This is a genomic window from Candidatus Jordarchaeum sp., from assembly GCF_052745115.1.
This window is the reverse complement of the sequence record NZ_JBRAKS010000083.1, coordinates 1-12911: the sequence shown is the minus strand read 5'-3', so window position 1 is coordinate 12911 and position 12911 is coordinate 1. Positions and strand designations below refer to the sequence as shown.

At 42.6% G+C, this 12911-nt stretch carries 10 protein-coding genes and 1 pseudogene; 3 read left to right on the top strand and 8 right to left on the bottom strand.

Annotated elements, in window-relative coordinates; translation table 11 throughout:
* Nucleotides 1-108 precede the first annotated feature (108 nt).
* From ACUVXA_RS07950 to ACUVXA_RS07915, 8 genes are all read right to left on the bottom strand, one after another.
* Complete coding sequence (locus ACUVXA_RS07950; RefSeq protein ID WP_445870713.1) at nt 109-993, bottom strand: 4Fe-4S binding protein; 885 nt, start codon at nt 991-993, stop codon at nt 109-111.
* A gap of 23 nt (nt 994-1016) precedes the next feature.
* Nucleotides 1017-1157 (bottom strand): CD1871A family CXXC motif-containing protein, encoded by a 141-nt coding sequence (locus tag ACUVXA_RS07945; protein WP_445870712.1) that lies wholly within the window; start codon nt 1155-1157, stop codon nt 1017-1019.
* Nucleotides 1154-1777, bottom strand: coding sequence for a TlpA family protein disulfide reductase (locus ACUVXA_RS07940; protein WP_445870711.1), 624 nt, complete (start codon nt 1775-1777; stop codon nt 1154-1156). Before ACUVXA_RS07940 ends, ACUVXA_RS07945 begins: the two co-directional genes overlap by 4 nt.
* 95 nt (nt 1778-1872) lie before the next feature.
* The gene (locus ACUVXA_RS07935) at nt 1873-2370 is read right to left on the bottom strand and encodes a hypothetical protein (RefSeq protein WP_445870710.1); all 498 of its coding nucleotides are present in this window, start codon (nt 2368-2370) and stop codon (nt 1873-1875) included.
* 170 nt (nt 2371-2540) lie between these two features.
* Nucleotides 2541-3749 (bottom strand): redoxin family protein, encoded by a 1209-nt coding sequence (locus tag ACUVXA_RS07930; protein WP_445870709.1) that lies wholly within the window; start codon nt 3747-3749, stop codon nt 2541-2543.
* Nucleotides 3750-3843: 94 nt separating this feature from the next.
* On the bottom strand, nt 3844-6855 hold the full coding sequence (locus tag ACUVXA_RS07925) for a TonB-dependent receptor domain-containing protein (protein WP_445870708.1): 3012 nt from the start codon (nt 6853-6855) through the stop codon (nt 3844-3846).
* 89 nt (nt 6856-6944) lie between these two features.
* Nucleotides 6945-9002, bottom strand: coding sequence for a redoxin domain-containing protein (locus tag ACUVXA_RS07920; protein ID WP_445870707.1), 2058 nt, complete (start codon nt 9000-9002; stop codon nt 6945-6947).
* Nucleotides 9003-9130: 128 nt separating this feature from the next.
* Entirely contained in the window at nt 9131-9973 is an 843-nt protein-coding gene (locus ACUVXA_RS07915) for a TrmB family transcriptional regulator (RefSeq protein ID WP_445870706.1), read from the bottom strand.
* Nucleotides 9974-10388: 415 nt separating this feature from the next.
* Between ACUVXA_RS07915 and ACUVXA_RS07910 the strand changes: the two genes are divergently transcribed.
* The 3 genes and pseudogenes from ACUVXA_RS07910 to ACUVXA_RS07900 all read left to right on the top strand — a co-directional run.
* On the top strand, nt 10389-11681 hold the full coding sequence (locus ACUVXA_RS07910; protein WP_445870714.1) for an IS5 family transposase: 1293 nt from the start codon (nt 10389-10391) through the stop codon (nt 11679-11681).
* A gap of 358 nt (nt 11682-12039) precedes the next feature.
* A complete protein-coding gene (locus ACUVXA_RS07905; RefSeq protein WP_445870705.1) occupies nt 12040-12654 on the top strand; it encodes a hypothetical protein in 615 nt (204 codons plus the stop codon).
* A 54-nt stretch (nt 12655-12708) separates the two neighbouring features.
* Nucleotides 12709-12911: pseudogene (locus tag ACUVXA_RS07900) on the top strand (IS5 family transposase); the annotation flags it as partial.

Below are 12911 nucleotides of genomic sequence, written 5' to 3'. Positions count from 1 at the left end.
CAATTTCAGCAATAACAATAAGTTATTGTGAGATTATGAATTTTTCAGCAAACCCGAACTAGAGTTGTTATGGCCCAAACTGAAAAGCAGAACCCTAAGTGCAAAAAATCAAAGGCTATTTTCTAATATGGGTTTCTTAGGTTTCACCTTAAGAAAAGAATAAGACAGAGCACCGTATTGACATACCCCAACACAACGAAGGCAACGGATGCAATCGGGGCTATTAAGCTCAGAGAAAGGGATAATCTCCACTGGACAGACCCGATGGCAAGCTAAACAACTTTCGCAACTCTCCTCATCCACCTCCATTCGGAAAAGGCTGGCCCGGTTGAAAAGACCCCAGATGGCTCCCAGGGGGCAGGCGGTTCGGCAGAAAGGTCGGCTGAAAAAAATCATCAACAAAAGGAAAAGTATCATAATTCCCACCTTCCAGGAGAAAAGAAAACCAACTTGAGAGCGTATATCCGGATTGAGGAGAACCACGGGAACGCCAGCCTCCAAGGTACCAGCAGGGCAAATCCACTTACAGAACCAGGTCTGCCCGAAACCAAACTCATCTACCAATAACAAGGGAAGAAGGATGACAAAAAAGGCTAAAACCAGATAACGAAAATAAGTAAGAAAATGAGGCAGCTTCAGTTTTCGACAGGGAATTTTATGAACCAGCTCCTGAATAAAGCCAAAGGGGCAGAGCCAGCCGCAGGGAAGTCGGCCAGCCAGGCTGCCAACAATCGTCAGGAATCCAAGGACGTAGAAGCCAAACTGCTTTTGCACGGTCTCGATATGAAAGCGAATTGAGCTCAGAGCATATTGAAATGAACCAATGGGGCAGGCTCCTATGGCTGAAGGACAGGAATAGCAATTGAGGCCAGGGAGACAGAGTCCTTTAATCCTACCACGGAATATGGCGGCTCTGAAAAAGGCCGGCAAATAGGCGTTAAACCCAAGGATTGCAGCCAGTTGATAAAGACGGCGTTTTCTCTCTTGCTCCATGATTTAGCCCCGAACCGACGGATTCAGCCTAGGCCAATGCATTCGAGACAGACAGTAACGGCCTTCTCCAGAATGGATTCATATTCTCCGGAAACGAGACCAAGACCGAGAAACAATACTCCCAGAATCAAAAAGCCCCACGGAAGCCAGCGCTTGCTTTTCATTTTTTTTCTTCCAGCAATGAGTTGATTGTTTTTTGGAGGTCAGAGATATGACTCTGTTTAAAGCCCACATGGCTATGGACGATCGAGCCAGATCGGTCGATTATATACACTACGGGGATTCCTTCCACTTTATAAGCGGCGGCCACATCCTGAGGAGTCGTAAGAAAACCCGAGTCGGGATTTAGAATTGGGTCTGAAAGTTGAGGATAAGTAACCTTAACTTTTTCCAGGAAAGGAAGAATTGCGTCTTTTCCTCGTCGATCAAGAGCAATACCAAGAAATTCTATTGCTCCTTCGAATCGCTCTGATCGAATGGAGCTCAACTGGCGATAAAGTCTATCCAGATGAGGCATAGCGACCCTGCAGGGAACGCACCATGTGGCCCAGAAATCTAAAAGCAGAGCCTTGGGATGCACACGCGAAACGCTGCCTCCAGAGTGCCCCTCTTCTCTAAGCACTGTGAGCTTGCCGTCGTCCATTGTAACAGTAATAACAGCACCATCAGCCGCCCGGAGGATAAAGGGAGAGAAGCGATCGCCTGGTTTAAGGATCGCCCAGAGATTTAGATTCAAGATCATTATGCTCATGATTCCAATATGTTTGATAAATATTTTTCTCATCTCTGAAATTTCTATCTCTCCTTATCAGAATTGACGAAGAAGATTACGCCGCCGGCTTAATGCAGTTTGTTTAATTCTTTAGCATAAATTTGATATTATGCACGTTTTTTATTTTTTATCTTGAATTTTTGACAAAAGCCTAAGTCAACAGGAGCTAAACAAGAGAAGTTATCACAAGCCTGATAGCTTAAGTTCCCCGAAATAACTAGCACCTGCTCTTTTAAGGAAGTGGGAATTTCCACTTTGGCGCTCACAGTGATAGTTCCTTCAAATACTGGCAACGGTGATTGAGCGAAATCGAATTTCTTTAACGAGGGCTGAGGAAATTCTATATTTTTAAATTTTAAACCCTTTTCTTCCGAAAAAACTATCTTGGTCGGAATATAATACTCATCTCTGATCTGATTAGCATTGATATGATAAGGAGCCTTTATCTTTATTTCTAAGATTATCGGGTTTAGCTCCCCCCGCACTAATATGCTTTTAGGGCAAAAAATAGAAATGCTTACAATATTATCTTTATTTATCTCGCTACTAACCACATTTCCTGTTCCTATTAATACAAAACAAATAACCATCGCTAATTTTCTCATCGCAGCCTTTCCCTTTGTTAAACAAAACTTATTGAATTCCCCTTCTTGAAAAATTAATACTTCTAAATAAATAGACTCCTATAATGTTTATCTTGCCTGCACAACATCAATATTGCAACACGGATATCCAGGTACTGAGTCATCAAGTATTGAAAAAAAAGCGACAAGCTTTATTTCTCCTCTATTAAGGTCCTAATTGCGTTCATTAATTTCTCTTTATTATCTTTATCATGTCCGATAATCTTCAAACGAATTTTGCCATGCTTATCAATAAGGAGAACGGTTGGCAAGCTGGTTATACCGAAATCTTGGAAAAGGCCATCACCCTCAGCAATGCCCAAAGGCCAAGTAATAGGATGCGCGGGTACAAAATCTTCAGCGATTTTTTTTGCTTCTTCTTCCTTATTTAAATTGCTAAAGTTTTTATAGCGGCCATAATATTTTGTCAGTCCCAGCAAAATGAGATCTTTACGGTTGAACTTCTCCCTTATCTCCTTGAGATCTGGAAAGGCCGCAATACATGGTCCACACCACGTTGCCCAAAAATCAACAAGTATTACCTTACCTTTTGCATCAGATATTTTGATTCCCTGGCCATTTATCCACTTATCGATGGCTATTTCTGCAGCTTGTTGGCCGACAATTTGAAGCCCCTGAATTATGGTTGCCAAGTGTGATTGAAGCTCCGGCAATGCCGAGAGTTTTGTCCATGCAGATTTAAACATGTCAACCGCCTCATTTTCTTTTCCCATCTGCTTCATAATTTCGGCCATGGCAGTAAGGTTTCGGGCAAGACGATAATTCGGCAGAGGCTCATATCCGCTTCGCCGGATTATTTCATCGAACATAATTTTGTAGACCCCTAAGGCCCCCTCTAAATCATTTTGCCTTTGTTTGGCCCAGGCAATATAGCTGAGGCACTCAAAATAGGCATCAAGATTGTCGGCCTGAATTCGAGGTAATAAGTCCTCTGCTTCGGCACTACAATCCATCATGGAAAGCCGCTTTAGCAATTCACGATAAACGATAGGAACAAATATGCCTCTCGAAAATTTATCAAGGTAAAGTTTGAAAGCTTCAATCGATTTTGATCCAATAGAAGTTAAGCCGGCAATAATCCCACAGTAAAAGAGATCATCTTCCCTTAGCTCTGAAAGGTTGGCTCCTTCTGCGATGGCTTTTAATTCAGAAAGAGGGATTTTGAGGGCTTCGTTAAAGCTTTTCCTTTCAGCTTCTTCACTGATCTTATACTTTGATAACAATTCATCTCTTGTCTTGATAAATTTATAATAGGCCTCTCGAGGCGAGTCCTCCTGCGCAGGACAAAAGATTGAAAAACTGAATATAGTAAAAGGAATTAAAACTATAATTCGTTTCATTTTTTTCCCCTTTTTCAAAAAGCCATAAATATAGAAAAGGCCCTTCCTTAAGGAAGGGCCTTTTCAGTTCTTTCAGCCAGATAGAGGTCGTCAATTAGAACGAATATCTCAGGTTGAAGAGGAACGATCTTGTTCCATAAAACCCGTAAACCTTGCCATAGGTCGGAAGTACCGCAAAACTTCCATCAGCATAAAGATAACCCGAAGGGCTATAAGAAACGCTATCATCTGTATTGCCCATGACATTGAAAATATCAACGCTTGCTTTTAACCTTCCGTATAGACCTATTTTCTCCAGATTAAGTTCTTTTTCCACCCTCAAATCAAGGTTATCAGTACCAGGATATCTGTGGAAGCCTTGTCTTTCAGCATGTACACTCGCATTCACATAGTAAGGTGTATAGCCTTGATATTTAGTAGGAAAATATACATATAGCATTCGGGCAAGCGGGATGCCATCATAATGAGAGTAATAGCCAGAGATATAAAACTCCCAGGGAAGCTTGAAGGTTCCATACATTTTGATCACAAGAGGTCGATCAAAATCAAGTCTTGAATTCTCTTTATTAACAAGGTCGTTAGGGCTATCATAATAACTCATATAGCCAACAGGCGATGCTCCACCTCCAAAATAATTTCCATAAAGTTTTGAATAAACTACTGATCCTCCTAATTGCCAATTATCAGACATCCTTTTATTGAATGTGAACTCAAGCCCCTGATATTTTCTCTTCGCCTGAGGCACATTCTGGAGTTGCTTATAAGGGACACCAGCCTTTTCTTTAGCCAACATATAAACCGTAATATCTTTATCATCAGCGGTGCCGAATTCTTTGTCCCATCCTGGCTCCCTTACGGTATATGGTATCCACATGTCTCCATCCAGAGGGTTGACTATATCGACATCTTCTACAATTCTCTTCGCATCCTTATATACATAAGCAAGCCCTATACTGAAATCCTTCGCTAACTCATGTTGAATTCCAACAATATATTCATTTGTATAGGGCGCTTTCAGATTTTTGCTAACTTTTTTTTGCCACCCTGCCACGTCCGGTTCGATTACCGGCTTACTCACTATCGTATAGCTGTCGATAGGCGGAAGGTCAAGCTTATTATTTTTATTATAGTCATACCAGTAGAAAGCAACCGACTTTGTTCCAAAAGGATTAAGGTAATTTATGGAAGTGAGCGTAAGGTACTCTACATATCGAGAGAATGACGCTTTTAAAGCTGTTTTCTTGGTGCCAAACAAATCATAAGTGAGACCTATTCTTGGAGAGAAATCTTTCCAGACAATTAAATTTTTCACAGCAGGAACTTTCAAATCGTCAGGTGAAAACAAATCAGGAACCAGCGTATTTAACAAACCCGGACTTTCGAGAGGGAGCTGAGCGGTCACCCCTTTCTTTACCATTTCCGGTTTATAAGCATGAGATTCATCGTACCGAACACCTAAGTTGAAAGTGAGCCTTTTGGCAACTGTTAAGTTATCGCGTAAATAAAAAGCAATCCTCCAAAGATCATCTTTGCCCACATTCGACCCTTGTTCTTGCCCAGTCACATAAGCCGCTATATAACCCATAATGGGATTTGTGGTGACATAGCGATGAGGATCTCCATTATAATAGTACCAAAGTAACGGATTTTTTTTCCACCAATCCGTGCGCTGATAGGCATGTTCATAATCAAACCCAGCTTTGATCTCGTGATCTGCACCCAGAAAATCTTCTTTGAAGGTAGTGAAATTAAGACTAGGGTTAAGTCTAGACCGTATGTAGTCTTGAGAAATAGTGTAAGAACCGAACCAGTAGTTTGTCGCTGCATCTGTATAAAATGGTAAGTCTTCTGCTTCTTTTTGAAGTAGGTAGGGAGTATTGCGATAGGAAAGGCCGGCCTTGGCCTCTACAAAAGTATCCTTGTTAATGACCCATTCGATAATATTAGAAAAGGTTATCCCCCTGTCGTTATCAATTCTATAAGTTGAAATTTTCGGTCTCGTGTAGTATGGCGGCACTCCAATCGGCTTATATTCTTGAGTAAAATCAAATAGACTTGTAATTTTTAACTTCGGAACAACTTGCCAACTTAATTTAAGACTCCCATAACGGTCTTGCGCCAGATAGTCGTAGACGTCATGATACTTCCCCAGGGGGTCAGTAAAAGGAACAAAACCGCCGGTTTTGAGAACTTCGTATCGCCTCAGGTTAAGGAAAAATGATAATTTATCTTTAATTATCGGTCCCCCAAAATTAAGAGAGATATCAACATTATGCTTGTCATAAGTTGGTGGATTTCCACCTACCGCCAAGACTTGTTCATCTGGAATCAAATTTTTTCTTAAATTCTCTCCTGTATATTGGAGAAAAACACTCCCAGTATATTTATTGCCTCCTGTTCGGCTTACGATATTAACGTAACCTCCGCTGGCAAAGCCGACTTCCGCTGGCTTGGCGCCGGTAATAATTTCAACTTCTTCAATGTTTTCTAAGTTTACTTTTGTCAGCCTAGAAAAAGTTATAGGATCATTAATCATAACCCCGTCAACTGCATATACATTTGACCTTACTGTAGATCCCATAACAGATGAAGTATCGGAGGTGTCGCTCTCCCCGACCACTCCTGCTGCCATCTCTACGATGCTAAATAAATTTCGATTAATGGGGATACGTTCCAATTTCGATGATTCGAGCCTCGTGCCGACCCTTGAGGATTCGACATCAACCACGGGAGAAGGCGCAGTAATGACTATTTCCTCTTTAATTTCGCTCATTTCTGTTTTAATTGTAATCGACACGACCATATCGGCGTGGACAATTATCCCAGTTCTCTTTACTGGACGAAACCCGGGAATTTCAACCGCCACTATATATTCGCCCGGAGTAAGATTGGGGATAAAGAATAATCCTCCATTTGATGTAACATAAGATCTCTTTCCCAAGAATTGAGGACTTTCGACGGTAACGGTTGCACCCGGCAATGGGTTCCCTTCCATATCTTGCACCTCGCCTTTAATTGCCCCCGTCAATCTTTGCGATTGCAAAGAATTCAAAATCGAAAGCAACATAGTAACTAGAATCACAATACTTAAACCTATTTTCTTCATTTTTAACCTCCCTTCTTTTATCTTAATTAATTAATCAGTAATTTAGAAAAATATTTTATCCTTTCATCCGCTCATCCGCAACCTCCCTGCTATTTATGAATTCTGAATTTTTCAATAAGCTCCTCTAAATAGGGAACAAGAGGTTCATTGGGATTAAAACCCACCATTCGCACTCTTATTCGTCCTGATGGATCTATGATAAACGTAGTGGGGATACCTCTAACCTTAAAGCGGGTTCTATAACCATCATCATATAAAACCGGAAAACTATAATTATTTTTCCGCAAAAAAGGTTCTACAAGAGCTCGATTTTCGTCTGTATTAATTGTCAGAATAGTTGCATAATTTGAGTGTTTTATTCCTTCATAGAGCTTTTGAAGATGGGGGAGCTCCAAATTACAGGGACCACACCAAGTAGCCCAGAAATTAAGAACGACCACTTTTCCGCTGAAAGAAGAAAGCTTTACCATTTTCCCTTCGACGCTCCTCAGCTCGAAATCAGGAGCTGGTTCATCAATTCTTGTTCCTCGTTCAATCCCTATGCCCCCCACTTTTTCTTCTGATTGATAAATTTTTTCTTTGCTCTCCAGGTATTGTTCCATCCCCTTCGTTGTTCCATATATCTGGCGATAAAGTCTACGGAAATTATCGCCGGCTTTAACAAGATAACGTTGACTCTGTGCATAAGCCTCGGCGCAGAGACCGAGAGCCTCAAGGGATTTTTTCTTTGCCTCATAGACTTCAGCCAAATAAAACTTAGTTGTTCCTTTATCCACATTACTCAGACCAGGTATCTCAAGATTCATCAAACGAAGTAGAATTTTCTCTGCCTCATTTGGTTTCCCCTGGAGGAGAAATAATTTAGCCTTTAAATTGAGAATCCTCACGTCCCAAGCATTTTCAATTAGATCAGGGTTTTTCCCCGACGCGGCAATCCATTTTTCTACTCGATCTAAATAGCTTTTCCTGTCCAAAAAAGCTTCAGCTACAGCCTGAAGAGAATGATCCCCTTTATCTTTTACTAAGAATTCTTCGGCTATTTTTAGAAGACTTTCGTTTGAAACGTTAAGCTCAACTGCAGTCCTAAAATAGCCCTGGTAGGCGTATGGCCAATTGGGAAAATCTTGAATAAATTCCTCATAAAGAATCATCCTTTTCTCCAGATTCTTCTCTTGAATGACCAAGGATTGCCTGATTTGCTGAGCTTGGAAAGAAAAAGGAAAATCTGAAAGGAGAAGATTTCGAATTTTCTCCACCTCCTCGGGTGCATCGGCCATTCTATATCCTTGGAGAGCTGCATCATAGACAGATGGGCTGGGGGGATAATTTTTCAAAAGAGATTGTACTTCGATTAAGACTGCATTCCGAATAGATTGATAATTATTCTTGGATTCAGAAAAAGCTATTTTCCATAGTTCAGGATAAAGAGAAAACTCTTTGGGGTATATTTCCAAGCCCTTTGTTAAAACATTTTCTAATTCTGAATATCGCCGAGCTTTACTAAGGAGTTGTATCAAGGACCTCCGCGGAAAAACATACTTATAATGGTATAGAGGGGCAGGATCCTTTCGCCACGAATCTAAGTAAAGATTGGTCCCTTGATCAATTAGCTCTTGATTTCCCGCCTTCTCTCCTTTAGCAAGCAATATTCGGCCTTTGAGATAAAGAAAGGCGGCACCCTCCTGCTTATTAAAGCCATAAGTGAGCATAAGTTCTTCTGCTTGATCAATTAATCCTTCGTCAACCAGTGCGTGAATAATCTCTTGCCTCAAATTTGAGTCCTTTCCAGCAATTGTTTCTGCCTCTTTAATCTTTGATGATCCCACAGCCGCAAGTATCGCTTCCTTGCGAAGGCTTTTATTTTTTGGCGCCAAAGATAGAGCTATTTTGTATTCTTCAAAAGCTTCATCCTTATGATCATAACGCATGAAATATCTAGCTAGGCCAATATGGGCAGGAGCATAATTAGGTGACAACTTAATCGCCTTTTCAAATAGAGCCTTGGATTCTTCTCTGAAATAGATATTCGCTGCAAGCACATACCCTAAAGGATTCGCCGGTTCCTTGGTTATGATTGATTGATATTCTGATAAAAGCTCGGAAACACTCTTTTTGCCTTCTTTAACTATAATAGATTGAGCTTCCAAAGGATTTAATCCAGAGCTGGAACATGAAATTAAGCTCAAAAGAAACAAATAAAAAAGAACTGGATAAAAAAATTGCTTTATTTTGAACATTCTTTTATAGCCCTATTCCTGCACGCTTCACTATCTTTTTAAAGTCGGCAGTTGATCTCTTTTGTCTTTTCCCATAAATAATCAAATAGCATTTTGCAGGCGCTGCCGAAAGCCTTATGTTTGATCACACACATCACTAATTCTCCCGATTGGCCACTTTCCTCCTCCAGGGGAAGCATGACTTTTTCACCATCAGATATGACCATCTTGATCGGTAAAAAATCAACCATCCTCGCCAACTGACCCGCCTGTTTTTGTTCTTTTATGTATTCAACGAGCCATTGGAGGTTCTGAAATTCCGATTTCTCGTATATATTTTTACATATACCACCTCTATTAATTAGTTTTACCTCAGCGATTTGCTGTTCCTTAAGCCTCTGAGGATTATCGCAAGCGTAAGGCCCCTTATTAAATGTCAATAACTCCTTCTTTGTAGATTCAACAACGCTAACATACATCTTATGAATTTGGACCCTATTTTTTAAGATCTCTATAAAACCTAAGGGGTTATGAATCTCTTTGCTTTCATTAAAATAATTCATACAAACTTGGGTAAGTTCTTCAGCGATTCTTTCTTTTCTCTTAAGTTCGTTTCGATAATTTTCTATTAACATTTCAAACGCTATTTTAGGATCCACGGCCTCAAAAATTCTGGTTCTTCCAACCCTTTTCTCAATACAAATTCCTCGGTTTATCATATTTTGTAAGACTTCATAAACCTTAGTTCTATGAACACCGACTTTTCCTTGTAGGTCAATCGCAGTAGCCATCCTATTAGTTAATAAAGTTAAATATATTTTTGCTTCCCTTTCAGTAAATCCTAAATTCAGAAGTTTACGAATATAGCTTGAGTAATTAGCGATATCAAATTCGCTTTCCATTTTGTTACCCCTTTTGGGTAATTATATTAAATAATAATAACATTTTTTTCTTTTAACGGGTAACATAAATTATTTTTTTTATTTTGTCAAGAAAATTTTTTAACGCCTATTCCAGCGTCTACTGAAAAATTCAATTTAGCGCAATATCTTGTAGAGTTTATCATAATGATATAATATATCGTATCAGAATTTAAGAATCAAAATGCAAGATTTTTCACCAAAAACCTTGCTCTTTCTATCGGAGATTATCCCCATGTATCGAAGTAGGGTCTGCTGAAAAAGTGCTAAACTCTCCGTAAGGTCTTGATTTCACGATAGATTCATGATATACGGTAGATATCTTTCATGGCTCAAATGCACGTTTTTCCTGTGCGACCCCCCAAAAAGCGTGCACTTTCCGAAGGACCTCAGCAACATGTATCGACCCAAAGACCGTAAGACCCAAGCCCTATTTCCCGAGCTTTTTCCGTTTGGTGGGAGTTTGGACGAAGGAAACCGCTGGCTGCGGATCGCGGCGCTCATTCCTTGGGAGGAGCTCGAGGCCGAGTATGGCAAATATTTTTCCGATGCCGGTCGTCCAGCCAAAGACGCGCAGTTGGTGCTGGGGCTTCTTTTGCTCAAGCATATGACGAAGCTCAGCGACCGGGAGATTGTGGCCGAAGTGCTGGAGAATCCGTACATGCAGGCGTTCTGCGGTTTTCATTCGATGGCCACCGAGGAGACGCTTGACCCGAGTACGCTGGCGCGGGTGCGGAAGCGCCTGGGGCTGAAGTTTTTCAAGGAGTTGGAGAAGAAGACATATTCGGTCTTGATCGAGCGGGGGATCATCAGGGCAAGAGGGATGCTGGTGGACGCGACGGTGTTTCCGGAAGAGATAAAATATCCGACGGATGTGGGGTTGCTGAACGATGTGCGGCGGTGGCTGGTGCGGACGATCCGGAAGCTGGGCGGGAGGATGCGGACGCGGCGGCGGAAGGCGGAACAGGAGTACTTGAAGTTTGCGAAGAACAAGAGGAAGACGAAAAAGGTCATCGCCAAGGCGAAGAAGGCGATGTTGCAGTACGTGAGAAGGAACCTGAAACAGCTGGGGCAAGTTCTTGAGAAAGCGCAAGATGTGGGGAAAGCGATCTGTGTCCGGTATCGGGTGGCGAAGGAGATTTTCGGCCAGCAGTGGGAGATGTATAAGACCAAGACCAAGCGCATTGCGAACCGGATTGTGAGTTTGTACCGGCCGTATGTGAGGCTGGTGAAGACGGGGAAGCAGGCGAAGGAGACGGAGTTTGGGGCGAAGGGGGCGCTCGTGCATGTGGACGGGTTTTTGTTTATGGATCACTGGAAGCATGAGGCGTTCAACGAATCGGAGTACGCCGTCGATCATGTGGCGGCCTATGCGGAGCGCTTCGGGAAGCTCCCGCCGTTTTTTGTAGCTGACAGGAAGTATGGGACGCGCGCCAACCGTGCCGATTTGGAGGAACTGAGAGTTAGGCCCTCCTTTAAACCCTTGGGCCGGAACGCGAAAGAACAGGCGAAAGATCCTTGGTATCGGAAGAAGCAGAAGGAAAGGAATCGGATCGAGGGAGCGTTGGGGAATGGGAAAGAGCATTACGGATTAGGGCGAGTGCGGTACAAGAGCGAGGAAATGTCAGAAGTCTGGGTCCGGGCGAGCCTCCTGGCGATGAATTTGAAGACGGCGTTGAGGAGAACATAAGAAACGAATTCGACTGGAGCGGAGATTAAGATAAGATGATAGAAGGAAATGATAACGGGTCATCAGTCGAGAAAAGCAAAAAGCTATTTTTCAGCAGACCCGAAGTAAAGATCATAAAACCATATCTCTTTTTCCGGATCTCTTTCCTTTTGGTGGGAGATTGAATGAGCGGAACCGCTGGTTGCGGATAGTAGAACTTATCCCTTGGGAGGAGCTGGAGGAGGAGTATGCGAGACATTTTTCTGAGTTAGGGCGTCCTGCCAGCGATTGTCAACTAGTGATTGGTTTATTGCTCCTGAAGCACATGACGGGTCTCTCGAATGAAGCTGTGTTGGAGGAGCTGTTGGGGAATCCGTAAATGCAGGCTTTCTGCGGACTTGAGCAATTCGTAACCCAAGAGTTCCTCGACTCAAGCACGCTGACGAAGATGAGGGAGCAGCTGGGGCTTGAGTTTTTCAAGGAACTGGAGAAGAAGACGTATAAGGTTTTGATTGAGCGGAGGATCATCAAGGCCAGAGGGATGCTGGTGTATGCGACGGTGTTTCCGGAGGAGATGAAGTATCCCAATGATGTGGGTTTGCTGAATGATGTGCGGGAATGGTTAATACGAAACATTAAGAGCTTGGGGAAAGCCATTGGCGAGAAGCATCGCACTTACTCTCGGAGGGCCCGGAAAGAGTATTTGAATTTTTCCAGGAAGAGGACAAAGACGAAGAAGGTGTTCCAGAAAGCCAAGAAGCAGATGCTGCAGTATGTGCGGCGGAACATCAAGCAGCTCCAGGAGGCGATAGAGGTTGCAAGAGCCAAGGGGCAGAGGGTTAAGCAAAAGATCATGGACCGGCTAGAGGTGGCTGAGAAGATTTCCCATCAACAGCGGGAGATGTATAAGAGGAAAGTGAACCGGGTTAAAGAGCGGATAGTGAGTTTTCATCGGCCCTATGTGAGGCCGATCAAGCGAGGGAAAGTGGGGTAGAAAGTTGAGTTTGGGAGCAAAGGGGCGCTGGTCCATGTGGGAGGATTCCTGTTTTTGGATTATTTTGCCAATGAAGCTTTTGCGGAGGAGCAGTTTCTGGCGGAGCATCTTCTGGGTTATGTGGAGCGGTTTGGGAAACTTCCTCCCCACATGTTGATGGGCACGAAATATGGGACGCAGGACAACCGGGACCTGGCAGAGGAGACCAAGGTCCGGGCATCGTTTAGGCCTCGGGGGAGGCCGCCAAAGAAGTCTAA